This window comes from Stenotrophomonas sp. MH181796, assembly GCF_009659995.1.
Lineage (GTDB): Bacteria > Pseudomonadota > Gammaproteobacteria > Xanthomonadales > Xanthomonadaceae > Stenotrophomonas > Stenotrophomonas riyadhensis.
The window spans coordinates 307249-333159 of the sequence record NZ_RAHU01000004.1; the positions used below are offsets into that span (position 1 = coordinate 307249).

23 protein-coding genes are annotated in these 25911 nt (G+C 66.6%); 16 read left to right on the plus strand and 7 right to left on the minus strand.

The genetic code is table 11. The annotated features are described in order from the left end of the window. Positions 1 to 122: 122 nt before the first annotated feature. From D5301_RS11660 to D5301_RS11675, 4 genes are all read left to right on the plus strand, one after another. Positions 123 to 836, plus strand: a complete 714-nt coding sequence (locus D5301_RS11660; RefSeq protein WP_110713146.1) for a response regulator transcription factor — start codon at positions 123 to 125, stop codon at positions 834 to 836. Then, complete coding sequence (locus tag D5301_RS11665; protein WP_153855762.1) at positions 823 to 2109, plus strand: HAMP domain-containing sensor histidine kinase; 1287 nt, start codon at positions 823 to 825, stop codon at positions 2107 to 2109. Before D5301_RS11660 ends, D5301_RS11665 begins: the two co-directional genes overlap by 14 nt. A 122-nt stretch (positions 2110 to 2231) precedes the next feature. Beyond that, on the plus strand, positions 2232 to 3482 hold the full coding sequence (locus D5301_RS11670; protein ID WP_106551172.1) for a DUF819 family protein: 1251 nt from the start codon (positions 2232 to 2234) through the stop codon (positions 3480 to 3482). 192 nt (positions 3483 to 3674) lie between these two features. Continuing rightward, positions 3675 to 4805: a DUF3103 family protein gene (locus D5301_RS11675; protein WP_164162836.1), complete on the plus strand. Its 1131-nt coding sequence runs from the start codon at positions 3675 to 3677 to the stop codon at positions 4803 to 4805. Positions 4806 to 5109: 304 nt separating this feature from the next. Here D5301_RS11675 and D5301_RS11680 read toward each other — a convergent pair whose 3' ends face one another. Then, positions 5110 to 5334: a CstA-like transporter-associated (seleno)protein gene (locus tag D5301_RS11680; RefSeq protein ID WP_005410613.1), complete on the minus strand. Its 225-nt coding sequence runs from the start codon at positions 5332 to 5334 to the stop codon at positions 5110 to 5112. Then, positions 5334 to 7415 (minus strand): carbon starvation CstA family protein, encoded by a 2082-nt coding sequence (locus tag D5301_RS11685; RefSeq protein WP_010482809.1) that lies wholly within the window; start codon positions 7413 to 7415, stop codon positions 5334 to 5336. Before D5301_RS11685 ends, D5301_RS11680 begins: the two co-directional genes overlap by 1 nt. 215 nt (positions 7416 to 7630) lie before the next feature. Between D5301_RS11685 and D5301_RS11690 the strand changes: the two genes are divergently transcribed. Further along, the gene (locus D5301_RS11690; RefSeq protein WP_153855764.1) at positions 7631 to 8482 is read left to right on the plus strand and encodes a pirin family protein; all 852 of its coding nucleotides are present in this window, start codon (positions 7631 to 7633) and stop codon (positions 8480 to 8482) included. A gap of 128 nt (positions 8483 to 8610) precedes the next feature. Here D5301_RS11690 and D5301_RS11695 read toward each other — a convergent pair whose 3' ends face one another. The 4 genes from D5301_RS11695 to D5301_RS11710 all read right to left on the minus strand — a co-directional run bounded on the left by D5301_RS11695 (position 8611) and on the right by D5301_RS11710 (position 13665). Continuing rightward, entirely contained in the window at positions 8611 to 9072 is a 462-nt protein-coding gene (locus D5301_RS11695; RefSeq protein WP_110713135.1) for a hypothetical protein, read from the minus strand. Between the two features lie 197 nt (positions 9073 to 9269). Further along, positions 9270 to 9989, minus strand: coding sequence for an aquaporin Z (aqpZ, locus tag D5301_RS11700; RefSeq protein WP_032129854.1), 720 nt, complete (start codon positions 9987 to 9989; stop codon positions 9270 to 9272). A 124-nt stretch (positions 9990 to 10113) separates the two neighbouring features. Further along, entirely contained in the window at positions 10114 to 10977 is an 864-nt protein-coding gene (locus D5301_RS11705) for a pirin family protein (RefSeq protein WP_153855765.1), read from the minus strand. Positions 10978 to 11601: 624 nt separating this feature from the next. Continuing rightward, complete coding sequence (locus D5301_RS11710; RefSeq protein WP_110713132.1) at positions 11602 to 13665, minus strand: 3-hydroxyacyl-CoA dehydrogenase NAD-binding domain-containing protein; 2064 nt, start codon at positions 13663 to 13665, stop codon at positions 11602 to 11604. A gap of 235 nt (positions 13666 to 13900) precedes the next feature. Here D5301_RS11710 and rpoE point away from each other — a divergent pair, with 235 nt between their 5' ends. The 9 genes from rpoE to recO all read left to right on the plus strand — a co-directional run bounded on the left by rpoE (position 13901) and on the right by recO (position 22569). Beyond that, on the plus strand, positions 13901 to 14521 hold the full coding sequence (rpoE, locus tag D5301_RS11715) for an RNA polymerase sigma factor RpoE (RefSeq protein ID WP_010482816.1): 621 nt from the start codon (positions 13901 to 13903) through the stop codon (positions 14519 to 14521). Next, complete coding sequence (locus D5301_RS11720) at positions 14518 to 15399, plus strand: sigma-E factor negative regulatory protein (RefSeq protein ID WP_110713130.1); 882 nt, start codon at positions 14518 to 14520, stop codon at positions 15397 to 15399. Before rpoE ends, D5301_RS11720 begins: the two co-directional genes overlap by 4 nt. A gap of 74 nt (positions 15400 to 15473) precedes the next feature. Next, the gene (locus D5301_RS11725; RefSeq protein WP_153855766.1) at positions 15474 to 17009 is read left to right on the plus strand and encodes a DegQ family serine endoprotease; all 1536 of its coding nucleotides are present in this window, start codon (positions 15474 to 15476) and stop codon (positions 17007 to 17009) included. A 180-nt stretch (positions 17010 to 17189) separates the two neighbouring features. Beyond that, a complete protein-coding gene (lepA, locus tag D5301_RS11730; protein WP_049463329.1) occupies positions 17190 to 18983 on the plus strand; it encodes a translation elongation factor 4 in 1794 nt (597 codons plus the stop codon). Positions 18984 to 19037: 54 nt separating this feature from the next. Next, positions 19038 to 19832: a signal peptidase I gene (lepB, locus tag D5301_RS11735; protein WP_014038087.1), complete on the plus strand. Its 795-nt coding sequence runs from the start codon at positions 19038 to 19040 to the stop codon at positions 19830 to 19832. 52 nt (positions 19833 to 19884) lie between these two features. Beyond that, positions 19885 to 20268, plus strand: coding sequence for a DUF4845 domain-containing protein (locus D5301_RS11740; protein WP_110713127.1), 384 nt, complete (start codon positions 19885 to 19887; stop codon positions 20266 to 20268). Then, the gene (gene rnc / locus D5301_RS11745; protein ID WP_088026761.1) at positions 20258 to 20938 is read left to right on the plus strand and encodes a ribonuclease III; all 681 of its coding nucleotides are present in this window, start codon (positions 20258 to 20260) and stop codon (positions 20936 to 20938) included. Before D5301_RS11740 ends, rnc begins: the two co-directional genes overlap by 11 nt. After that, on the plus strand, positions 20935 to 21831 hold the full coding sequence (gene era / locus D5301_RS11750) for a GTPase Era (RefSeq protein ID WP_093999747.1): 897 nt from the start codon (positions 20935 to 20937) through the stop codon (positions 21829 to 21831). Before rnc ends, era begins: the two co-directional genes overlap by 4 nt. Before the next feature lie 18 nt (positions 21832 to 21849). Beyond that, entirely contained in the window at positions 21850 to 22569 is a 720-nt protein-coding gene (recO, locus tag D5301_RS11755; RefSeq protein ID WP_110713126.1) for a DNA repair protein RecO, read from the plus strand. Positions 22570 to 23103: 534 nt separating this feature from the next. Here the strand turns inward: recO and D5301_RS11760 are convergent. Beyond that, positions 23104 to 23832: a response regulator gene (locus tag D5301_RS11760; RefSeq protein WP_110714364.1), complete on the minus strand. Its 729-nt coding sequence runs from the start codon at positions 23830 to 23832 to the stop codon at positions 23104 to 23106. A 127-nt stretch (positions 23833 to 23959) separates the two neighbouring features. On the opposite strand from D5301_RS11760, the gene rlmD reads away from it, so the two are divergent. Together rlmD and D5301_RS11770 are read left to right on the plus strand one after the other, a co-directional pair. After that, positions 23960 to 25294, plus strand: coding sequence for a 23S rRNA (uracil(1939)-C(5))-methyltransferase RlmD (rlmD, locus tag D5301_RS11765; RefSeq protein WP_324187312.1), 1335 nt, complete (start codon positions 23960 to 23962; stop codon positions 25292 to 25294). 34 nt (positions 25295 to 25328) lie between these two features. After that, on the plus strand, positions 25329 to 25814 hold the full coding sequence (locus D5301_RS11770; RefSeq protein ID WP_153855768.1) for a CYTH domain-containing protein: 486 nt from the start codon (positions 25329 to 25331) through the stop codon (positions 25812 to 25814). Positions 25815 to 25911 lie beyond the last annotated feature (97 nt).

Genomic DNA, 25911 nt, shown 5'->3' on the forward strand with positions numbered 1-25911 from the left:
CCGGGAGCAAAACAGCCATTCTGAGGTGGCGGGGGTGGGAAAAGCGTCAGATGTGGCCAAGGCGACCGCATTCCGACATGGGCAGCGCTACCATGTTACGAACTTCCGTGGGTGTTTCGTGCATGCGTCTGTTGGTGATCGAGGACAACCGCCAGCTGGTGGCCAACCTGTTCGACTATTTCGAGTCGCGCGGGCATGTGCTGGACGTGGCTCCGGATGGCATCACCGGCCTGCACCTGGCCGGCAGCCATCCCTACGACGCGGTGATCCTGGACTGGATGCTGCCGCGCATGGAAGGCCCCGAGGTGCTGCGCCGGTTGCGCGCCGAGCATGCGTCGGAGGTGCCGGTGATCATGCTGACCGCGCGCGACGAACTGCCGGACAAGATCGCCGGCTTCCGCGCCGGCGCCGACGACTACCTGACCAAGCCCTTCGCGCTGCCCGAGCTGGAGGTGCGGCTGGAGGCCCTGTTGCTGCGCGCGCAGGGTCGCAACCCGCGCAAGCGCCTGCAGGTGGGCGACCTGGTGCTGGATCTGGCGACCCTCGAGGCCCAGCGCGGCAGCCAGGTGCTGCATCTGTACCCGGCCTGCCGCAAGCTGCTGGAAGTGCTGATGCGGGCCAGCCCGGGCGCGGTGACCCGCCAGCAGCTGGAGTTCGCGCTCTGGGGCGACGAGCCACCGGATGGCGACCTGCTGCGTTCGCATGTCTATGAGCTGCGCCGCAGTGTGGATGGGCCGTTCGCCGAGAAGCTGATCCATACCCTGCCGCGGGTTGGCTACCGCTTGGCGGTGGCCACGGCCAGCGATGCCGGCAAGGATGATGATGAAGGCGCGTAAGCCGGGGCCGCTGTACCGGCGGGTGGTGTGGTGGTTGCTGGGCTACCTGGCGCTGCTGTCGGTCGCGGTGTTCAGCGTTGGCAACTACGTGCACGAGCATGCCGAGCACGCCGCCTGGCGTGCGCTGCTCAATTCCGAACTGGACAGCATCGTCGAGCACACCGAGCACGAGCCGCACTACCGCTGGCAGGACTCGGACACGCTCAGCCTGTTCCGCTTCGACGAAGGCAACATGCCGGAAAGCGTGCGTACGCTGCACCCGGGGCTGCATGACGGGGTCCCGATCAAGGGGCGGCAGACTGCGGTGATGGTGCGTGATACCGGCTCGATGGGGCGGGTGGCACTGGCGCTGGACATTTCCGACTTCCACGACCTGGAACAGTTCGCCACGCGCTGGGTGATGCTGGCCGGCGTGATCATGATCTTCGTCACCGTGCTGATGGCTTCGTTCGGCATGGAGCGGATGGTGCGTCCGTTGAGCCTGCTGGCGCAGCGCATTGCCGGGTTGCGACCTGGGGTGCAGGGCCAGCGCATCGAGGTCGACCCGCGTGGCAGCTCCGAGCTGCATACCATCGCCGATGCGCTGAACGACTACCTGGACCGCAACGAGCAGTTCGTCGAGCGCGAGCGGGTCTTCATCAGCACCGCCACCCACGAGCTGCGCACGCCAATCGCGGTGATGACGGGTGCCGCCGAGCTGGCGCTGGAACAGCCGGGCCTGCCCGATCGCGCGCGCCAGCAGATGCAGCGGGTGCTGCGCACGGCGCAGAGCGTGGAGCAGCTGATCGAACTGCTGCTGGTGCTGGCCCGTGATCCGGCGCGACTGGCGGCTCGTGCCGAGCGCATTGCGCTGGACCAGCTGCTTCCGGAAATCGTCGACGACCATCGCCACCTGCTGGGCGACAAGGACCTGAGCATCGGCATCCAGGCCGCACCGGTGGACATCGTCGCGCCGCTGGCGGTGGTGCAGGCAGCGATCGGCAACCTGCTGCGCAACGCCATCGAGAACAGTGGCCGCGGCCATATCGAACTGCAGCTGAGCGCGTCGGCGGTGCTGACCCTGCAGGACCCGGGGCACGGCATGAGCCCGGAGGAGATTGCCGCCATCCACGCCCGCATGGCCCGTGGCGGGCGCGCCGATCGTGGCGGCGGCATCGGCCTGGACCTGATCGCACGGCTGTGCGAGCACCTGGGCTGGACCCTGCAGCTGCAGCCCTGCGAGCCGCGCGGAACGCGCGTCACTCTGGACTTCGGCGCCTCGCGCCCCGCCTGACCGGTCTCCCAGCCCTGCTCCGCGCTGCGGCATGACCCGGCGTGAAGACAGTGTTAATCTCGACCTGCGCCGCTTTATGCGGCGCTTTTTTTTCTCCGCTCTTTCGATCGACAGAGGATCCCATGCCGACCGAACCCGCTACTGCCCTGATCAGCAACGACATCGTTGGACTGGGCCTGATTGCCGCCACCCTGGCCCTGATCTTCTGGGCCGCCAGTGGTCCGACCCCGTTGCTGAAGAAAATCTTCGCCTGGGTGCCGGCACTGCTGCTGTGCTACTTCATCCCCGCCATCTACAACACCGCCGGTGTCATCGATGGCCACAACACCTCGCTGTACAACCCGGTCGCGCGCGACGTGCTGCTGCCGGCCGCGCTGGTCCTGCTGACCCTGTCGATCGACCTGAAAGGCATCGCCAAGCTCGGCCCGAAACTGCTGATCGTGTTCTGTGCCGGTACCGCCGGCATCATGCTCGGCGCCATCGTCTCGTTCCAGCTGATGAAGCTGATCCATCCGGAAACCGTGGCCGGTGATACCTGGGCCGGCATGGCCGCGCTGGCCGGCAGCTGGATCGGCGGCGGAGCCAACATGGTCGCCATGCGCGAAGTGTTCGGCACCGATGCCACCACCTTCGGCCAGTTCGCGGTGGTCGACGTGGCCTGCGCCAGCCTGTGGATGGCGATCCTGCTGTTCCTGGCCAACCGCGCGCAGCAGATCGATACCCGCAACGGTGCCGATACCCGTGCCATCGACGAGATGAAGGCACGCATCAGTGCCTATGAGGCACAGAACGCGCGCATTCCCAGCATGACCGACCTGATGGTGATCGTCGGCGTGGCACTGGGCGGTGTCGGTCTGGCCCACGCCATCGCGGCGCCGCTGTCGGGCTGGTTCAAGGCCAATGTCAGCTGGGCCAGCCAGTTCAGCCTGGACAGCCAGTTCGTCTGGGTCATCCTGCTGTCCACCGCGATGGGCCTGGGCCTGAGCTTCACCCGCGCACGCCGGCTGGAAGCGGCTGGTGCGTCGCGCTTGGGCACGGTGTTCCTGTATTTCCTGATCGCCTGCATCGGCATGCAGATGAACCTGCTGTCGCTGCTGGATCGGCCGTGGCTGTTCCTGCTCGGCGCGATCTGGATGGCCACGCACGTGCTGGTGCTGTGGGTGGTGGCCAAGCTGCTGCGCGCGCCGCTGTTCTTCTTTGCGATCGGTTCGCAGGGCAACATCGGTGCGGCCGCCTCGGCCCCGGTGGTGGCGGCGGCATTCCATCCGACGCTGGCCCCGGTGGGTGTGCTGCTGGGCACGGTGGGCTATGCCACCGGCACCGGCCTGGCCTACGTCACCGGCTTGATCCTGAAGTGGATGGCCAACGGCTGAGTCCCGGGTGGGGAACCCTCTCCGGCACCAGGGGCCCACATGGAGCCGAGCTCATGCTCGGCTCTTTTTTGCCTGCCGCACCCAGAACTGTGCGGCGCATACCGGAACGTATGGTGCCCGCGTCGTAGCGTAGGCAGCTCCTGTCGCTCGACTGCAGCGACGTTGCCGGGGGCTGGAATGACGCATCGACGGATGATTCGGGGAGCCACGCTGCTGGCACTGTTGCTGGCCAGTGCGGGAGCGGCTGCGCAAGGCGCGGCTGTTGCACGTGGCGCCCAGGTGCAGGCGGTGACCGAGGCCAGTGCGCGTGAGGTGGCGGCATTGATCGCGCAACCCGGCTTTGCGGACGTCGTGCGCGGCACGCTGGTGGCCTCACCAGAGCAGGGTGTGGCGCTGGATGCAGTGATGGAGCGTTTCGACCCGGGTGTCCGCACCCGGGCCAGTGCCTCCCTGGCCCGCAACGACCAGCAGCTGCGCCAGGCCAAGGGCCTGCCGGAGCAGGGTGAAGGACTGCTGCAGCTGCGCGCCTATGTGCCTGAGGGCCAATCATTGGCGGACATCGCTCCACGCCAGTTGTGGGTGGCCAGCCTGCCGCGCGGCAATGATCGCGACTGGACCACGTTGACCGCCTACGACGCGCAGGGCCGTGCGCATGTGCTGGATGCAAAGCGGGCTCCGGCATTCCCGGTGCTGATCGTTGATGTCGATACCCGCCGTTCGGTGCAGGAGGGCATGGCGCTGGTCAACGCCGGCCTGCGTGCACGCGGCCTGCAATCGCCGGAGCGCATCCAGCTGTCGGCCGATGGCACGCGGGCCGCGCTGGACATCACCCGGCTCGATCGCATCCGCCTGGCTGACGATCAGGAGCCATGGGCGCTGGGCGCGGCGGAGGTGTTCGCGGTGGTGTCCGGGCTGCAGATCGGCAAGGCCGAGCCGGAAATGGCGACGGTCGACATGCCGTACCTGGACTACGACAAGACCGATTACACACCGCAGCAGGCACTGATCCTGTGGGGGAACTACCGCTTCAACGCCGCCAACGTGCAGTTGTTCGAGGATGACGGTGACACCAACTACCAGGACCTGCTGGTGGCGCTGAGCAATGGTGTGAAGGCGGCACTGGGCGCGTTCGCACCGGAGTATGCGGTGATCGCCGATATTGCCGGTGCGATCCTGAAGGCGATGCCGACATCGTGGTTCTCCAACGACATCGATTACCTGGACAGCTTCTACCTGGTGCAGCGTGGTCAGGCGTACACCGATCGCATGGGCGCGGCGAACAACGCCAGGGTCACGCTGACGCCGATCACGCTGGTGGAGTAGTCCAGCCGGGCTTGCAGCCCTGCACCCGCTCGATGCAACGGCAACGGTCAAATCAAGAGCGGCATTCCGCGGGATGGCGGGCGTCCAGTAGATCCGCGCCATGCGTGGATGAAATCTGTCAGATGTCGACAAACAACATGGGGTCAGATCCGTTTTCCGAAGGAAAACGGGTCTGACCCCGGTTGTATCTCGCCGTCACCGGCAATCCACATCGGCCCGCCAGCCAAACAGAAACCCAGAGCCGGCGCTTTGGCCGTTGCAGTTGCTTCTGCGGGTGCCGGGCTGCAAGCCCGGCACCCAACCCTCAACAGCAGCGTCCGCCGTTGCGTCCGCCGTAGCGCGCTTCCTGGCGTTCGCGGAAGAACGTCTTGTAGTCCATCGGCTCCTGGTCCGGATGCTTTTCCAGCATGTGCCGGACGTAGTTGTCGTAGTCAGGAATGCCACAGCACAGCCGTGCGGTCTGCACCAGGCGCCGCCAGATGCGGCGGTGCGCCTGGTATTGGCCGGCGGGAACCAGTTGCGTGCTCATCACAGATCCACCATTTCATGCGGCTTCAGCGCCACGTACGGGGTCTCGCGGTCGCTGCGCTGCGGGTTGCGGCGTGCCGCCAGGATGGTCTTGATCGAATACACCAGCACCGCGCCCACCACCAGCAGGAACAGTGCGGTCAGGCCGGTGTTGACGTAGGCGTTGACCACGATCTGCTTCATCTGCGCCACCGACTTGGCGGGTGCGGTGATCGTATCGCTGGCGAGCGCAGCCTGGAACTTGTGAGCCTGCGCCAGGAAACCCTGTGCCGGGTTGCTGTCGAAGATCTTGATGAAGCCGGCATAGGTGGTGCAGATCAGCAGCCACACCGCCGGTACCGCGGTGACCCACGCATAGCGGTCACGCTTCATCTTGAACAGCACCACCGTGCCCAGCATCAGCGCGATGCCAGCCAGCATCTGGTTGGAGATGCCGAACAGCGGCCACAGCGTCTGGATGCCGCCGAACGGATCCACCACGCCGGTGTACAGCAGGTAGCCCCACAGCGCCACGCAACCCGCGGTGCCGATGATGTTGGCGGTCCACGATTCAGTCTTCTTCAGGGCCGGCACGAAGTTGCCCAGCAGGTCCTGCAGCATGAAGCGGCCCGCACGGGTACCGGCGTCCACCGCGGTGAGGATGAACAGCGCTTCGAACAGGATCGCGAAGTGGTACCAGAACGCCATCATCGCGTCGCTGCCACTGGGAATCGCTTCGTGCAGGATCTGCGCGATGCCTACCGCCAGTGTTGGCGCGCCACCTGCACGATGCAGGATGGTGGGTTCACCAATGGCCGCCGCGGTCGCGGTCAGCTGCTCGGGGGTGATGGTGAAGCCCCAGGTGTTGGTGATGTAGTGCGCGGCCGAGGCCGCATCGGCACCGATCACCGCCGCCGGGCTGTTCATCGCGAAATAGATGCCCGGATCGATGATCGAGGCCGCCACCAGCGCCATCACCGCGACGAACGATTCCATCAGCATGCCGCCGTAGCCGATGTAGCGCATGTGTGCTTCATTGGCCAGCAGCTTCGGCGTGGTGCCGGAGGAAATCAACGCATGGAAGCCGGAGACCGCACCGCAGGCGATGGTGATGAACAGGAACGGGAACATGCCGCCCTTCCACACCGGGCCATCACCGCTGGCGGCGAACTGGGTCAGCGCCGGCATCTTCAGTTCCGGCATCACCACCAGGATGCCGATGGCCAGCGCGATGATGGTGCCGATCTTGAGGAAGGTCGACAGGTAATCACGCGGGGCCAGCAGCAGCCACACCGGCAGCACCGAGGCGACGAAGCCGTAGCCGATCAGCATCCAGGTGATCTGGGTGCCGGTGAAGGTGAACGCCGGGCCCCAGACCGGGTCGGCGGCGACCTTGCCGCCGTACCAGATCGCAGCCAGCAGCAGGATCAGGCCAACCACGGAGATCTCGCCGATCTTGCCGGGGCGGATGTAGCGCATGTACACGCCCATCAGGATCGCGATGGGCATCGTCGCGATCACCGTGAACATGCCCCACGGGCTTTCGGCCAGCGCCTTGACCACCACCATCGCCAGCACCGCCAGGATGATGATCATGATCAGGAACGCACCGAACAGGGCGATGGTGCCGGGCACCTGGCCCATCTCTTCTCTTACCAGGTCACCCAGCGAGCGGCCATTGCGGCGGCTGGACAGGAACAGGACCATGAAGTCCTGCACCGCACCGGCCAACACCACGCCCACCACCAGCCACAGCAGGCCGGGCAGGTAGCCCATCTGCGCGGCCAGGACCGGGCCGACCAGCGGGCCGGCGCCGGCAATGGCGGCGAAGTGGTGGCCGAACAGCACGTGCTTGTTGGTCGGCACGTAGTCCAGGCCATCGTTGTTGATCACCGCCGGGGTGGCCCGGGTCGGATCCAGCTGCATCACCTTGTTGGCGATGAACAGGCTGTAGAAGCGATAGGCGACGAGGTACAGCGACACCGCCGCGACGACGATCCACAGGGCATTGATGTGTTCGCCGCGGCGCAGCGCCACGGTACCCAGACAGAACGCGCCGAGCAGAGCGAGTACCGCCCAGCCCAGTTTGGAAAACCCTTTCATGAGGTGCTCTCTCCCGGAAAGACAGACAAAGAGTCCTGCTTGCCCACGACAGGGTCAATTGGCACAGGACGAATCGGCGGTAGTACTTTGGTCGTACGGCGGCTGCGCTGACGTGCAGCGAACATCAGGGATGGAACAATCGGTTGCGGAGCCATCCATTGGCCTACGGCCGTGTGGCGTCCATCTTCAGTGGCACCCATCCAACAGGAGTCGCCATGAGCTTTCCCGAACCGGTCCGCGTACTGCGCACCATCCGTGGCATGCCCACCTCCGACGGTGCCGGCGTGCGCCTGACCCGCGTCATCGGCGGCCCGACGCTGCCCGACCTGGATCCGTTCCTGCTGCTTGATGAGTTCGGTACCGACCGCGCCGAGGACTACATCGCCGGCTTCCCGGAACACCCGCACCGTGGTTTCGAGACCGTCACCTACATGCTCGACGGGCGCATGCGGCATCGCGACAACCATGGCAACGAAGGCCTGCTGACCCCGGGCAGCGTGCAGTGGATGACCGCTGGCCGTGGCCTGATGCATTCGGAGATGCCCGAGCAGGAAAGCGGGCAGATGCGCGGGTTCCAGCTGTGGGTGAACCTGCCGGCGAAGGAGAAGATGACCGAGCCGAAGTACCAGGAATTCGCACCCGAGCGCATTCCCGTGGTGCACCCGGAGCCGGGCGTGGAGGTGAAGGTGATTGCCGGCAGCGTGGACGGCACCGATGGCCCGATCGTGCAGCCGGCCACCGATCCGCTCTACCTCGACATCACGCTGGCGCCCGACCGGGCCTGGACCTATGCGCTGCCGGAGGGGCACAACGCGTTCGCCTACGTGTTCGAAGGTGCGATGACCGTGGGTGAGCAGGACGCCGCGCGCGACGTTGCACGCCAGGAACTGGCGGTGCTGGGCGGCGGCGAACAGCTGCACCTTTCGGCCGGCAACGAAGGCGCGCGGTTGATCCTGGTGGCCGGCCGTCCGCTGCGCGAGCCGGTGATGCGGCATGGCCCGTTCGTGATGAACACGCGGCAGGAACTGATGCAGGCCTTCGTCGATTTCCAGGAAGGCAAGTTCTGAGGCGGTGCCGGTCGCTGGCCGGCAACTGCCTGCGGTCACGGCGGATCGAGGTGCCGGCCAGCGGCCGGCACTACCCTGTGATCGGGCCGCATTGCGGGGATGCTGCCAGGCAGGCATCCCCGTCATGGTCAGCGCCCGGCGGCCACGGCCGACGGCGTCAGGCTCATGCCCTGCGCCAGCTGCTGCAGCGAGCCCAGTTCCTGCGGGCTGTCCGGATACAGTGAAATCTGCGCGTAACGCCCTTTGTCGAGCTTGACCACGCTGATCCGGCGCTCGGCATAGCCCGGCGGCTGCTGGCCACCGAGGTCGGGCTGGTACCAGTACAGTGATTCACCGCCGAAGCTGCCCTTTTCCTGGCGCAATGAGCGGTTCAGTGGAATGGACGGGTCACGTGCGCTGAGCATCAGGCTCAACACTTCACGGCCATCTCCGGTACTGGCGCGGCAGACCAGGAAGTCCGTCTGCACCAATTGCTGCCATTGCAGGCCACTGCTGGCCGGCAGCGAAGGACATTCGGTGGGAGCCTGTGCAGCGGCGGCCTGGGCCACCGCGAACAGCAGGCTCGACAACACTACAGGCGCGAACTTCATGCATCCCCCAAGGTGGTGTGTCGTTTGGCGCTGCCGGATGGGCGGGCAGCGTTGGCATCCCATCCCCGGATGCCGCCCCGGCCGGCATGTGCACGGACGGTCAACTCAACCTTAACGGAACGTGAGCGATCGCACAAATCGCGGTTACACGCGTAACCATTGCGGCCGATGGTCGGCCGCAATGGTCCGCACGGGCCTCAGCGGTCGTTGCCGATCCACTTGTAGATGATGCCGCCGATCGCGCCGCCCAGCAGCGGGGCAACCCAGAACAGCCACAGCTGGCTGACCGCGCCGCTGCCGGCGAAGAAGGCCACCGCCGTGGAACGGGCCGGGTTCACCGAGGTGTTGGTGACCGGGATGCTGATCAGGTGGATCAGGGTCAGCGACAGGCCGATCGCCAGCGGGGCGAACCCGGCCGGTGCCTTGCCGTGGGTGGCGCCCATGATCACGATCAGGAACACGGCGGTCAGCACCACTTCGCACAGGAAGGCCGCGGCCACGCTGTAGCCGCCGGGGGACAGCGCGCCGTAGCCGTTGCTGGCGAATGCACCGGCCTGGCTGCCATCAATGGCGAAGCCGCTGGCGCCCGATGCGATCTGCAGCAGGATGAAGCCGGCCAGCAGGCCGCCGGCGACCTGGGCGATGATGTACGGGATCAGGTCCTTGGTCGGGAAACGACCACCGGCCCACAGCCCGACGCTGACCGCCGGATTGAAGTGCGCGCCGGAGATATGGCCGAACGCATAGGCGCCGGTCACCACGGTCAGGCCGAAGGCGAGCGCTACGCCGAGGAAACCGATACCCAGCGGATTGCCGTCGCCCCCGAACTTGGCGGCCAGCACCGCGCTGCCGCAGCCACCTAGAACCAGCCAGAAAGTGCCGAGGAATTCGGCGGACAAGCGTTTACCCATGCTCATGTGTTGCACTCCTTTGAAAGATGTCCGAACTGTGCGGTCGGTCACATTTCAGTGACCGGCGAGTGACGATAGCGTCAACGCCGGGTGCAGGGATACACCTTCGGGTGTGTGCAACACGCGATGTTCAGTACTGGGGCAGGGGAATGAACTCCTTGTCGTCGCCCGGAATGGTACCGAAGCGGCCGGCTTCCCAGTCGTGCTTGGCCTGCTCGATACGCTCCTTCGAGCTGGACACGAAGTTCCACCACAGGTGACGCGGGCCATCCAGCGGTTCGCCGCCAAACAGCATGGCCTTCACCGGCGTCTTCGCGCGAAGGCGGCCCACCGCACCGGCTTCCGGGATTACCAGATGCTGGGCGGGGATGTCGACGCCATCCAGCTGCGCGTCGCCTTCGAGGATGTACAGCGCGCGCTCGCGGTGGCCATTGTCGATATCGATTTCCGCATCCGGGTCGAGATCGATGGCCACGTTGAGGGTGTCGGCGAACACCTTCACCGGCGATTCCTCGCCATAGGCGCGGCCGGCGATCACCCGCACCCAGGCACCATTGCGGCGCTGCTCGGGCAGGGTGGCCGCGGCATGGTGGTAGAACGCCGGTTCGATTTCCTCATGCGATTTCGGCAGTGCCACCCAGGTCTGCATGCCGTGGATCGGGTTGTCATGGTCGCGGTCCGGTTGCGGCGTGCGCTCGGAATGGGCGATGCCGCGGCCGGCGGTCATCCAGTTGACGTCACCGGGACGGATCACCTGGTCCGACCCCAGCGTGTCGCGGTGGCCGATCGCGCCCGACCACAGATAGGTGACGGTGGCCAGGCCGATATGCGGATGCGGGCGCACGTCGATGGCGGTGCCGGGATGCATGAGTGCCGGGCCCATCTGGTCGACGAACACGAACGAGCCGATGCTGCGCGCCTGCAGGGTGGGGACGGCGCGACGGACTTCGAGTCCGCCGATGTCGTGCACGCGCGGGGCGATGATGGTGGTCATGCGGGCGTTCTCGCTGGCAGGGATCAGGTGGTCAGCATCGCATGCGGCTGTGACGGGGACATGCCCCGTATGGGTAACAGGTTGTTCCAGCCAACGGCGCAGCCCCTCGTGGCTGTGGGTTGGTCGCTGAAGGCAGAAGCAGAAGCCGCGCTTGGCCGGGCGGGTGGGTGGCGCAGGGGCCGCTGCAAGTACGTCCATGTAAGCTCGGTCGCCGCATCCATGCGGCTCACGCCCCTGCGCCACCCAACCGCCCGGCCTCTGACAGTTTCCGTGTGCATCCAGCCACGGAGAAGAAAAAAGAAAATCAAAGTCAAAATCAAACGCCGGTCGCTTCGCTCCTGGTGGCGACCAAGGTCGCCACCCACCAGTTCGCAGTAGCCATCAACCAGATTCGCAGTTCACCAACCGTCACCGGGAAACTGTCAGGGGTGGGGCGGTGTGGGCAGGCAGGACCGTTGGCGCCATGGATGGCGCCATCGAGCCCCCATGGATGGGTTTACGGCGTGTCCTGCCTGCCCACACCGCCCCGCCCAACAAACAGAAAAGCCAGAGCCGGCTGTTGCTCCGGCTCTGGCTCTGGCTGTTGATCCAGCGGGTGCCGGGCCGCAGGCCCGGCCGATCAACTCACACCACCGGTTCGCGCAGGGCCGGGTTGTCCCAGCCCGGGCGCGGTGCGAAACGGTCGCCGTGGCGCTGCTGCAGCGCCTTCAACCGCTCGACGATCGCATCGGCACCCACCGCACGGATGTGCTGGATCGGACCACCGCGGAACGGTGCAAAACCAGTACCGAAGATCACGCCGGCATCCAGCAGGTCCGCATCCGCCACCACGCCTTCGTGCAGGCAGGCCACTGCCTCGTTCAACAGCGGCAGGATCAGGCGGTCCTCCAGATCGGCCGGGGCCTGGTAGTCGCTGGCCACGTCCGGCTTCTTCGGCTTGCCGTTTTCCCAGGTGTAGATGCCCTGGCCATCCTTCTTGCCGCGCTTGTCCGGTTCCACCGTCTGCAGCGCGGCCGGAATCTGCAGGCCCAGGAACGGGGCCAGTTCGCGGCCGACGCCGGCGGCCACATCCAGGCCCACGGTATCGATCAGTTCGATCGGGCCCATCGGCATGCCGAACTTCACTGCGGCCTTGTCGATCACCGGGCCCGGAATGCCCTCGGCATACGCGGTGGCGGCTTCCAGCATGTACGGGAACAGCACGCGGTTGACCAGGAAGCCCGGGCTTCCGGCCACCGGCACCGGGAACTTGCCCAGTGCCTTGCAGAACGCGGCCAGGCGGCGTTCGGTCTCCGGCGCCATGCCGTCGTGGTGGATGATCTCCACCAGCGGCATCTGCGCCACCGGGTTGAAGTAGTGCAGGCCGGCGAACTGCGCCGGGCGCTGGATGTGGTCGCGCAGCTCCACCAGTGGAATCGACGAGGTGTTGGTGGTCAGCAGCGCGTCCAGCTTCATCTTCGGTTCCAGCGTCTGGTACAGCGCACGCTTGGCCTCCGGGTTCTCGATGATTGCCTCGATCACCAGGTCGGCCTCGGCCACGCCGTTGCCTTCCAGGTCGGCACGCAGGCGTGCGGCCACGGCGGGGCGCTTGCTCTCGTCGCGTATCTTCTTGGCGAACAGGGCCTGCGCGCGCTCCATGGCCGGGTCGATGAAGCGCTGCTCGCGGTCCTGCAGGGTCACGTCGAAGCCCTTGTAGGCGGCCCACGCAGCGATATCACCGCCCATCACGCCGGCGCCGACCACGTGCACGTGGCGGATGCCGGAATCACCACCGCCGAGGCCCTTCAGGCGCTCGGTCAGGAAGAAGATGCGGATCAGGTTACGCGCGGTCGGCGTGCTGGCCAGCTTCACCACCGCGCGACGTTCGGCATCCAGGCGCGCCTGGATCGGCTTGCCGCCGCTGCGCTGCCAGGTGCTGATCAGCGCGTAGGGCGCCGGATACTGGTCCTTCTTGGCCTTGCGTGCGACCTGCTTGACCATCTGCGGCGCCAGCAGCGTGCGGGCCAGCCAGGTGTTGGTGGCCCAGGCCGTCGCGCGCTGCTTGAACGGGCGGGTGGTGCCGGACAGCGCCAGCGCGACGGCGGTGTCGAGTACCACCGCCGGTGCCACCACCTTGTCGACCAGGCCGATCCCACGCGCGGCCGAGGCTGACAGGGTGCGGCCGGTCAGCATCATGTCCATCGCCGCCGGTGCACCCACCAGCTGCGGCAGGCGCGCGCTGCCACCCCAGCCCGGGAAGATGCCCAGCTGGGTCTCCGGCAGGCCGATGCGGGTGCTGCTGTCATTGGAGGCCACGCGGTAGCGGCAGGCCAGCGCCAGCTCGGTACCGCCGCCCAGGCAGTGGCCGTGGATGGCTGCCACGGTCGGGCAGGGCAGTTCAGCCAGCTTCTGGTAGGTGGCCTGGCCGCGACGGATGGCGTCGTTGACGGTGCCGCGGCGGTCGAACTCCTGGAACTCCTTCAGGTCCGCACCAGCGATGAAGCCGGCCTTCTTCAGCGACTGGATCACCACGCCCTTGGGCGGGTCCAGTGCAATGCGCTCGAGCAGGTCGCCCAGTTCCAGCAGCACGTCCTGCGACATGGCGTTGACGCTGCTGTCCTGACGATCCAGGGAGAGAACCACCACGCCGTCGTCGCGGATCTCGGGGTGCCAGTGGCTGAAGCGGAGACCATCGAAGCCTGAGAGCATGGACGTTCCATCCGGTTGTGTATGGAGAAGCGGCTATGATCCAGAGGTTGTTTCCCCCGCGTCAAATCCCAATAGCAGGGGAGTGGCGCCCCCGGATCCATGGCCGTGGACCGGGACGCTAACGGAACGGTGGTTAAAAGCTGGTGCGGCGCCGGGTGATCGGCGACTGAACTTTTCCCGGGATTGGCAGTCTCATTGCCCGACGTCGGTTGGGCTGACAGGAGTGCGGCCCCTCATGGCCGATGTTGATACACCTCAGGAGCTGGATCTGGAACTGGTCCGGCGCGTGCAGCACGGCGAGAGCGCCGCGTTCGATGTCCTGGTGCGCAAGTACCAGCATCGCGTGGTGGCCCTGGTCGGTCGCTACATCGCCGACTGGAGCGAATGTCAGGACGTCGCCCAGGACACTTTCATCCGTGCCTACCGCGCGATCGGGAGTTTCCGTGGCGACGCCCAGTTCTCAACCTGGTTGCATCGAATCGCCGTGAATACCGCCAAAAACTACCTGGCTTCACACAATCGACGGCCGCCGACCGATGACATCGACATCGGTGACGCCGAACAGTTCGACAGCGGGACGCGCCTGCGCGACACCGATACGCCCGAACGCGAGTTGATGCGCCAGGAGCTGGAACAGACGGTGATGAAGGCCGTCAACGCGCTTCCGGAAGAACTCCGGCTGGCGATCACCCTGCGCGAGGTGGAAGGCCTGAGCTACGAGGATATCGCGCAGAAAATGGGGTGCCCGATCGGCACCGTGCGTTCACGGATCTTCCGAGCGCGCGAGGCGATCGACACCGAACTCCGGCCGCTGTTGGACATCGGCAGCGCCACCCGTGAGAAGAGCCGCGTATGACCAGTAATCCGTTCAACGAATCGCAGAATCACCATTCGCCCGCCGGGCAGCGCCTGGACCAGCGCCACCGCGAACAGCTGTCGGCCCTGGTCGATGGCGAGCTGGGTGCCGATGAGGCCCGCTTCCTGCTGCGTCGCATGGAACATGATCCCGAACTGGCGGGCTGCCAGGAACGCTGGCAGCTGCTGGGCGATGTGATGCGCGGGCAGGCCTCGGCGCTGGCGCCGGCCGGCTTCAGCGCGACCGTGGCCGCTGCCATTGCCGCCGAACCGGCGCCACGGGCCGAGCCGCGTCGCCAGGTGCGCCGTACCGGCTGGCGAGCGTGGGGCGGTGGCGCTGCACTGGCCGCCTCGGTGGCAGCCGTGGCCCTGTTCATGGGCGGCGAGAAGCTGCAGGACGCCACGCCGGGCGAGCCGTTGGCACCGCAGGTGATCGCCAGCCAGGCCGAGCTTGCGCCGGCACCGGGCAACCCGGCCCCGGTCACCGAAGCCTCGGTGGATACTGCGGCGATGGCCGTGGCGGCGGCGCCTGCCGTGGCGATGGCCGCTGCCAGCCGCCGCCAGGACACCCGCCGTGCCAGCGCGACCCGCAGCCAGCAGGCTGCGCGAGCCGCCCAGCGCGACGATGTTCCGCAGCGTGCGGTGGCCGCCGCGCAGGCGCCGTTGACCCCGACCGTGCCGGCCAACACGGGCCGCAACCTGCCATTCGGTGAGGTCGGCGGGCTGCAGGCACGACCGTGGCCGCGCTCCAGCCTGGCACCTGCCGCCGCCGGCGCGCTCAATGCCAGCTTCCCGGCCCACGCCGGTGGCGCCGCGTTCTACCCGTTCGAGCCGCGCCTGCAGGACGACCTGCCGGTGCCGCCGCGTCCGCGCGACTGAGCCGGGCGCTTTCACGCCCCGCCGCCGGCGGGGCCCGTATTCCTCTTTCCATCCGATCCGGAGGTTGCCGTCCGATGACTCCCCGATTCCGCACGCAGGCCATTGGCCTGCTGGCCCTGACCCTGCCGCTGATGGCCTGCGCGCAGGCCCCGGCCCCGGCCGCGCAGACCGAGGCCGCCCCGGCCGCCGCACCGCGGGCGCCGGCACAGCCGCTGGTCAGTGGATTGCCCGACTTCACCCACCTGGTCGAACAGGTCGGCCCGGGCGTGGTCAACGTCGACACCACCATCGTGCGCAACAACCGGCAGGCCTCGCGAGGCCCGATGGGGGGCGACGATGACATGCCTGAATTCTTCCGCCGCTTCTTCGGCCCGGACTTCCCGATGCCGGGGCAGGGCCCGGGTGGCCAGGACGGTGGTCCCAGCATCAAGGGCCGCGGCATGGGCTCGGGCTTCATCATTTCACCCGACGGCTACGTGCTGACCAATTACCACGTGGTGGCCGATGCCAGCGAGGTGAAGGTCAAGCTTGGCGACAGCCGCGAGTTCAAGGCCAAGGTGGTGGGCAGCGACCAGCAGTACGACGTAGCCCTGCTGAAGATCGAAGGCAAGAACCTGCCGACCGTGCGCGTGGGTGATTCCAACACGCTGAAGCCGGGCCAGTGGGTCGTCGCGATCGGCTCGCCGTTCGGTCTCGATCATTCGGTCACCGCCGGTATCGTCAGCGCGCTGGGCCGCAGCACCGGCGGTGCAGACCAGCGCTATGTGCCGTTCATCCAGACCGATGTGGCGATCAACCAGGGCAACTCCGGCGGTCCGTTGCTGAACACCCGTGGCGAAGTGGTCGGCATCAACTCGCAGATATTCTCCGCCTCTGGCGGCTACATGGGCATCAGCTTCGCGATCCCGATCGACCTGGCGATGAGTGCGGTTGAACAGATCAAGAAGAGCGGCAAGGTCACCCGTGGCCAGCTCGGCGCGGTGGTCGAACCGATCGATTCGCTGAAGGCACAGGGCCTCGGGCTGCCGGACAGCCGTGGTGCGCTGGTCAACCAGATCGTGCCCGGCAGTGCTGCCGAGAAGGCCGGGGTGCAGATCGGCGACGTGGTCCGCTCGGTCAATGGCAGCCCGGTCAACAACTGGTCCGACCTGCCGCCGCTGATCGGCGCGATGGCACCGGGCAGCCGGGTCACTCTGGGCGTGATCCGCGACGGCAAGCCGCGTGACCTCAGCGCCACGCTGACCGCACTGAGCGAAGACGGTCAGGGCAATGCCCGCGCGGCGGCTGCGGCCAAGCCCGATGCGGCACCGCAGGCCGGCGCCAATGCCCTGCTGGGCCTGGATGTCAGCGACCTGACCGCACCGCAGCGCAAGCAGTTCGGCCTGGATGGCAACGAGGGCGTGCGCATCACCGGGGTCAAGGGCCAGGCGGCGCGGGATGCCGGACTGTCTCCGGGTATGGTGATCCTGCAGGTCGGCCGCATCCCGGTCGGCAGCGTGGATGGCCTGAACCGCGCGCTGTCCAGCTACAAGAAGGACGATGTGGTGATGCTGCTGGTGCGTACCGGCAACGGCAACAGCGCGTTCGTGGCGGTGAAGGCCGGCCAGTAAGGCCCGCCCGGGCCGTCCTGTCGGCCCCGCCGTGTTCCCCGAAGCCCCGCTCTGGCGGGGCTTCGGCCGTTCCGGGCCCGGGCCGATGAGGCCATTTTCGCGGCGGGGCGCCGGGCGTGCGATAATCGACCGTTACCCTGACGACGCCGCGCGCCGCCGCCACCTATGTCTTCTGATTCGATGCGGAACATCCGCAACTTCTCCATCATCGCCCATGTCGACCACGGCAAGTCCACGCTGGCCGACCGCATCATCCAGCTCTGTGGTGGCCTGCAGGCCCGCGAGATGGAAGCGCAGGTGCTCGACTCCAACCCGATCGAGCGCGAGCGTGGCATCACGATCAAGGCGCAGTCGGTGTCGCTGCCGTACCTGGCCAAGGACGGGCAGACCTACCACCTGAACTTCATCGACACCCCCGGCCACGTCGACTTCTCCTATGAAGTCAGCCGCTCGCTGGCCGCCTGCGAAGGCGCGCTGCTGGTGGTCGATGCCGCCCAGGGCGTGGAAGCGCAGTCGGTGGCCAACTGCTACACCGCCGTGGAGCAGGGCCTGGAAGTGGTGCCGGTGATCAACAAGATCGACCTGCCGACCGCGGACATCGAGCGCGCCAAGGCCGAGATCGAGGCCGTGATCGGCATCGATGCCTCCGACGCCGTGCCGGTCAGCGCCAAGACCGGGCTGAACGTGCAGGACGTGCTGGAAGCGATCGTGCATCGCATCCCGCCGCCGAAGCCGCGCGACACCGAGAAGCTGCAGGCGCTGATCATCGACTCCTGGTTCGACAACTACCTGGGCGTGGTCTCGCTGGTGCGCGTGATGCAGGGCGAGATCAAGGCCGGCGACAAGCTGCAGGTGATGTCGACCGGCCGCAACCACCAGGTCGACAACGTCGGTGTGTTCACCCCGAAGCGCAAGGTGCTGCCGGCACTGAAGGCTGGCGAAGTGGGCTGGGTCACCGCCAGCATCAAGGACGTGCACGGTGCGCCGGTCGGCGACACCCTGACCCTGGCCGGCGACCCGGCGCCGAAGCCGCTGCCGGGTTTCCAGGAAATGCAGCCGCGCGTGTTCGCCGGCCTGTTCCCGGTCGACGCCGAGGACTACCCGGACCTGCGCGAAGCGCTGGACAAGCTGCGCCTGAACGATGCCGCGCTGCGTTTCGAGCCGGAAAGCTCCGAGGCGATGGGCTTCGGCTTCCGCTGCGGCTTCCTCGGCATGCTGCACATGGAAATCGTGCAGGAGCGCCTGGAGCGCGAATACAACCTGGACCTGATCAGCACCGCGCCGACGGTGGTGTATGAAGTCCTGAAGACCGATGGCTCGATCATCAACATGGACAACCCGGCCAAGCTGCCGCCGGTGAACCAGGTCGAGGAGATCCGCGAGCCGATCATCCGTGCCAACGTGCTCACCCCCGAGGAGTACATCGGCAACATCATCAAGCTGTGCGAAGAGAAGCGCGGCAGCCAGATCGGCATCAACTACCTGGGCAGCCAGGTGCAGATCAGCTACGAGCTGCCGATGGCGGAAGTGGTGCTGGACTTCTTCGACAAGCTGAAGTCGGTCAGCCGCGGCTATGCCTCGCTGGACTACCACTTCGTGCGCTTCGACGCGGGCCCGTTCGTGCGCGTGGACGTGCTGATCAACGGCGACAAGGTCGATGCGCTGTCGCTGATCGTGCACCGCAGCCATGCCGATCGCCGCGGCCGCGAGCTGTGCGAGAAGATGAAGGACCTGATCCCGCGCCAGATGTTCGACGTGGCCATCCAGGCCGCCGTCGGCTCGCAGATCATCGCCCGTACCACGGTCAAGGCCATGCGCAAGAACGTGCTGGCCAAGTGCTATGGTGGCGACGTTTCGCGCAAGAAGAAGCTTCTGGAAAAGCAGAAGGAAGGCAAGAAGCGCATGAAGCAGGTCGGACGCGTGGAGATTCCGCAGGAAGCGTTCCTGGCCGTCCTGCAGATGGACAACAAGTAAGCCCGCACCGGCCCCGCGGGGCCGGTCGTCTGGTGACGTTGCAAAGGACCCTGAATGAAACTGTTTGAGATCCTCCTGGTCGTGCTGACCCTGGCCTCGGGCCTGATCCTGCTCGCGGACAAGCTGTATCTCGCCAAGCGTCGCGCCCAGCGCGCGGGCCTGCTCGATTCCGAGCCGGTGCTGGTGGATTACTCGCGTGCGTTCTTCCCGGTGCTGGCGATCGTGCTGATCGTGCGCAGTTTCATCGCCGAGCCGTACAAGATCCCGTCCAGCTCGATGATGCCGAACCTGCTGATCGGCGATTTCATCCTGGTCAACAAGTTCTCCTACGGCCTGCGCCTGCCGATCAGCAACACCAAGATCGTGCCGTTCGGCGAACCGTCGCGTGGCGACGTGGTGGTGTTCCACTTCCCCGGCCACAGCGACAACGACCCGGCCAAGGGCGAGAACTTCATCAAGCGCGTGATCGGCGTGCCGGGCGACACCGTGGTCTTCGAAGGCGACGGCGTGATCCTCAACGGTGAGCCGCTGAAGTACGACAACAAGGGTATCTACGCCGGCCACAAGGGCCAGGGCGAGGGCGCCAACCTGCTGGTCGAGCACCTGCCGGGCCGTACCCACACCGTGCTGGAGACCGATTACCCGCGTGGCCAGGGGCAATGGACCGTGCCGGCCGGCAAGTACCTGGTGATGGGCGACAACCGCGACAACAGCGACGATGGCCGTTTCTGGGGCCTGCTGCCGGAAGAGAACCTGCGCGGCAAGGCGTTCCTGATCTGGCTGAACTGCCAGGGCTGGTTCTGCAAGGATGGCTTCGAGCCGTCGCGGATCGGTTCGAGCATCAACTGATCGGGCATCAACTGAGCACTTTCACATCCAACGCGTATCTGGGGAGAACGCAATGAAGACGATGAACACGCAGCGCGGCATGACCCTGACCTCGTTCCTGACGGTCCTGATCGTGGTCGGGTTCTTCCTCTACATCGGCATGAAGCTGTTCCCGATGTACCAGGAGTACTACGCCGTGCGCTCGGCGATGAAGAGCCTGGCCAACGAGCCGGGCGTAGGCAGCATGGAGCCCTCACGGATCCAGGATCTGTTCTTCAAGCGCCTGTACATCAACTACTCGGAAAATGTGAAGCCGGCCAACGTGAAGTTCGATCGTCGCGACAATGGCTGGACCCTCAAGGTCAACTACGAAGTGCGTCGCCCGCTGATCGGCAACCTCGATGTGGTTGGCAAATTCGATTCTTCCCAGGACCTGACACGAAGCGGTGCCCAGTAAATTCATCCAACGTGGCGACCTGATCGGTCATCCTTTCCGCGATCCGGCCCTGCTCAAGCAGGCGCTGACCCATCGCAGTGCCGGCGCGCCGCACAACGAGCGCCTGGAGTTCCTCGGCGACAGCATCGTCAACATGATGGCGGCCGAGGCGTTGTACCGGCGCTGGCCCAAGGCTGACGAAGGGGCGATGACCCGTGCCCGTGCCGAGCTGGTGCGTGAAGGCGCGCTGGCGGTGATCGGGCGCACCCTGGAACTGGGCGAGCGGCTGACCCTGGGCCCGGGCGAAATGAAGTCCGGCGGTCATCGTCGCGACTCGATCCTGGCCGACGCGGTGGAAGCCGTGGTGGCCGCGATCTACCTGGATGCCGGCTTCGAGGCCTGCCGGGCGGTGGTACTGCCCTGGTTCAGCGCTTCGATCGAGGCACTGCCGGCCTCCGGCCGGCCCGAGAAGGACCCCAAGACCCGCCTGCAGGAATGGCTGCAGGCCCGACAGAAGGCGTTGCCGCAGTATGAACTGGTGTCAGAATCCGGTGACGACCATGCCAAACACTTCCGGGTACGCTGCATCGTAGCCGACCCGGCCGCCAGCACCGAGGGCGAAGGCGCCTCGCGGCGGCTTGCCGAACAACAGGCGGCTGCAGCCGTCCTAGAACAACTGGATTCCAAGTGAGCGAACAAACTCCCCATCATTGCGGCAGCGTGGCCGTCATCGGCCGCCCGAACGTGGGCAAGTCGACCCTGACCAATGCCCTGGTCGGCGCCAAGGTCAGCATCGTTTCCAACCGCCCGCAGACCACGCGCCATCGCCTGCTGGGCATCGCCACTTATCCGGAAGGCCAGCTGGTGCTGGTCGACACCCCCGGCCTGCACAAGGTGCAGAAGCGGGCGATGAACCGGGTGATGAACCGCGCCGCGCGCGGCTCGCTGGAAGGCGTCGATGCCGGCCTGCTGGTGATCGAAGCCGGGCGCTGGGACGAAGAGGACAGCCTGGCCTTCAACGTGCTGCGCGACGCCGGCATCCCGGTGGTGCTGGTGGTCAACAAGATCGATCGCCTGAAGGAAAAGGGCGCGCTGCTGCCGTTCCTGCAGCAGGTGACCGAAGGCCGCGATTTCGCCGCCGTGCACCCGATCTCGGCGCAGAAGCGCAACGGCCTGGAAGCGCTGGTGCGCGACGTGCTCAAGCTGCTGCCAGAAGCCCCGCCGATGTTCGGCGAGGACGAGATCACTGATCGCAGCCAGCGTTTCCTGGCCGGTGAACTGGTGCGCGAGCAGCTGATGCGCCAGCTCGGCGAGGAACTGCCGTACGCCACCACGGTGGAGATCGAGCGCTTCACCGAGGACGGCAACCTGCTGCGCATCGGTGCGGTGATCTGGGTCGAGCGCGAAGGCCAGAAGGCGATCGTGATCGGCAAGGGCGGCACCCGCCTGAAGGAAATCGGGGCCAAGTCGCGCCTGCAGATGGAGCGTCTGTTCGGCGCCAAGGTATTCCTCGAGACCTGGGTGCGCGTGCGTGAAGGCTGGTCCGACGACGAGGCCGCACTGAAGGCCTTCGGTTACGAGTAACCCGGAACGGTCGCTTCGATGCTGATCGAGGACGACACCGGCTTCGTGCTGCATGCACGGGCCTATCGCGAGACCAGCCTGCTGGTCGAAGTGTTGAGCGCGCAGCATGGCCGTATCGGCCTGCTCGCGCGTGGCGTGTCCACTGCCAAGGGCCAGGTGCTGCGCGCCGCCCTGCAACCGCTGCAGTGGATCCGCTTCAGTGCCCAGCAACGTGGCGAGCTTGCCCAGCTGCGCGGCGCCGAGGCACTGGACGCGGCCCCGCGCCTGGTCGGCCAGGCGATGCTGGCCGGCTTCTACCTGAGTGAGCTGACCCTGCGCCTGGCCCCGCGCCAGGACCCGCTGCCGGAGCTGTACCTGGCCTACGGCGAGGCACGCGCGCGGCTGGGAGTGGGGGCGGGCCTGGCCTGGACCCTGCGCCGGTTTGAACGCGAGCTGCTGTCCGCGCTGGGCCTGGGATTCGATCTGGACAGCGCCAGCGATGGCCAGCCGATCGATCCTGCGGCACGCTACGAACTGGATCCGCAGGAAGGCGCGCAACGCCTGCTCAGTGAGCGCGGTGGGGAGCGCCGGGCGGCCGCGACGGGTTCTGCGTTGCTGGCGCTGGCCGCCGACGAAGAGCCCGATGCTGCCGACCTGGCCAGCCTGCGCCTGCCGATGCGGCGGGTGTTGGCCCATCACCTGGGGCCGCGCGGCCTGAAGTCCTGGGAAATGCTCGAGCAGCTCGCGCCCCGCAGGTAGGGGGGGCTTCGGCAGGGCTTGCAGCCCTGCACGTGCCGAATCAACGTCAACGGCAGAAGCTGGCTGTCCGTGGGTGGGCGGGGTGGGTCCGGTTGCGGGAGTCGCCGTAAACCCGTCCCTGGGGGCTTGGCCGCGGCATCCATGCCGCGGACACTCCCGCAACCGGACCCACCCCGCCTTCGACAGTTTTCCGCGAGCTGTCGGAACGACATGGGGTCGGATCCGTTTTCCGAAGGAAAACGGATCCGACCCCAGTTTGAATTTCGATATCTGACAGAAATTCATCCACGCATGGCGTGGATCTACCAGCCGTCACCGGGAATCTGTCGGGGGTGGGGCGATGTGGGTTGGCAGGACCGTTGGCGCCATGGATGGCGCCATCGAGCCCCCAGGGACGGGTTTACGGCGTGTCCTGCCAATCCACACCGCCCCGCCCAACAAGCAGAAAGCCAGAGCCGATCTGGCTCTGGCCTTTGGTGTTGTTCTGGCTTGAAAGCCTCGGCAGGTGCAGGGCGCAGCCCTGCCGAACACCCCTCAATGCAGCAGGGCAGCCACCGCGTCGCGGAACCCCGCCTGGGCCTGCCCGGACTCCGGCGCATGATGCAACTGGCGCACCGCACGGGCCAAACGTGCCGCGCCCACGAAGCCGCAGCTTGCCTGCAACCGGTGCAATTGGCTGCGCAGCTGCCGCTCGTCGTGCTGGTCCACCGCCTGCTCGACCGCATCGCGTACGCCCGGCAGCTCGGCCAAGAACAGCTCGCGCAGGGCGATCAGGTGGTTGCGCTGACCGTTGAGCGCGGCCAATGCCGCAGTCTCGTCCCAGTCCTGCACCTGCAGCTCGACCGCCGCTGGCGCCTGTGCCATGACGATCCCCGCCGGGCTGTTGACCAGCGCGCGGCGCACGGCCTTCAACAGCTGGTCGCGGCCGAGGGGTTTGACCAGGGTGTCGCTGAACCCGGCTTCGCGCAGCCGGGCATGAATGGAGGTGTCGCCGTCGGCGGTATGCGCCAACGCGGGAGTATCAGGGTGTGAACGGCGCAATTGGCGCAGCAGCTGCGCGCCATTGCCGTCGGGTAGGTTGACGTCGATCAGCCACAGGTCATGCGCGCCGGGTTCCGCGCTCGCCAGCGCACTGGCCAGGGAATCTGCGGTATCCACGTCCGCCGGTAACGTTTCCAACGCCGCCTTGAAAAAACCGCGGCTGATGATGTCGTCCTCGACAAGCAGGAAGCGAGGCCGGCTGGCCCGCGGGGTCATCTGCATCAGGGCTGCCTCCATGTCAGCTGGCCCAATCATCAAGCACAGCGGCGGCGGGCGCAAGCGGGTCCCGATCCTGCCAGTCAGGATCTGCGACAATACGCCCCCATTTTTGCCCGCAGCCTGTTGCCACGTGGCCCGATCCCGCTCCCGCATCGACCGTACCCCGTTCCAGACCGAGATCCTCGACCTCAGCCATGATGGTCGCGGCGTCGCCCGCCGTGAAGGTGAGGGCGGCAAGGTCACCTTCATCAGCGGCGCCCTGCCGGGTGAGGTGGTCATGGCGGAACAGACCGCCCGCAGCCGACATTTCGACGAGGCACGCACAGTGGAGGTGCTGCAGGCCTCGCCGCAGCGCGTGACTCCGAAGTGTCCGCACTTCGGTACCTGCGCTGGCTGCGTGCTGCAGCACCTGGACGAAGACCAGCAGATTGTCGCCAAGCAGCGCGTGCTGATGGACAACCTGGAGCGGATCGGCCACGTGAAGCCGGGCACCGTGCTGGCGCCGCTGGTCGGCGAGAGCTGGGGTTACCGCCGCAAGGGCCGCTTCTCGGTGCGCCGGGTCGAGAAGAAGGACAAGACCCTGGTCGGCTTCCGTGAACAGGATCCGCGCTTCGTCGCCGACCTCAGCCAGTGCCTGACCGTGATCCCCGAGATCGGCACCAAGGTCGAGGCGCTGTCCACCTTCATCGAGTCGCTCGATGGCAAGCGTGACATTCCGCAGATCGAATTCATTGCCGGTGACCAGGCCGTGGTCCTGACCGTGCGCCATCTGCAGCCGCTGAGTGATGCCGACCGTGCGGCCTGGGCCGATTTCGGCCAGCAGCATGGCTTCGTGATCTACCTGCAGTCCGGTGGCGTGGACACCGTGCAGCCGCTGGACGGGCAGGGCGTGCCGCTGTCGTTCCGGCTGGCGCCGTGGGACGTCGAGCTGGCGTTCCGCCCGCTGGACTTCATCCAGGTCAACGCCAAGCTCAACGAGAAGATGATTGCCCACGCCCTGGACCTGCTTGAGCCGGGTGAGGACGAGCGTGTGCTGGATCTGTTCTGCGGCCTGGGCAATTTCACCCTGCCGCTGGCCCGCCGTGTGCGCGAAGTGGTCGGCGTGGAAGGTGATGCCGGCCTTGTCGCGCGTGCCCGTGAGAATGCCGAGCGCAATGGCCTGGCCAATGCCCAGTTCTTCAGTGCCGACCTGACCCAGGACCAGCGCAGCACCGCGTGGATGCGCCAGGGCTTCGACAAGCTGCTGCTGGACCCGCCGCGCTCGGGCGCGATCGAGGTGCTGCAGCAGCTGCCGCTGAAGCAGTTCAAGCGCATCGTCTATGTCAGCTGCCACCCGGGCTCGCTGGCGCGCGATGCCGGCTATCTGGTCAATGAGCAGGGCTTCACCCTGGTCAGCGCCGGTGCCATGGACATGTTCCCGCACACCGCGCACGTGGAAAGCATCGCGGTGTTCAAGAAGCGCTGAGCGTCTGTCATCACCCATGGCGCATAATCGCGCCATGGGCATTGAAATCGAACGCAAATTCCTGGTCATCAACGATGGCTGGCGATCCGCTGCGCACCGGGTGATCCCGATGGCGCAGGGCTACATCAACGACATGGGCGCGCTGGATCGCGGCACCCAGAACGCCTCGGTGCGCGTGCGTATCGAGGGCGACCATGCGGCGCTGAACCTGAAGTCGCGCACCATCGGCCACACCCGGCAGGAATTCGATTACCCGATTCCGGTGGAGGACGCGCGCGCGCTGCTGGCGCTGTGCGTGGGTGGCCTGATCGACAAGCGCCGCCATCTGGTCGAGCACGCCGGCCTGACCTGGGAAGTGGACGAGTTCCTCGGCGACAACGCCGGCCTGATCGTGGCCGAAGTCGAACTGGACAGCGCCGAGCAGGCGATCGACCTACCAGACTGGGCCGGCGCGGAAGTCACCGACGACGCCCGCTACTACAACGTCGCCCTCGCCAGCCACCCCTATTCACAGTGGTGAACCCCCAAAAAAAGGGGACGGAGGGGATTAAGTCGTCTTTACCCCGCCTGTGCTGAAAACGACTTAATCCCCTCCGTCCCCTTTTATCGTGGGGGAG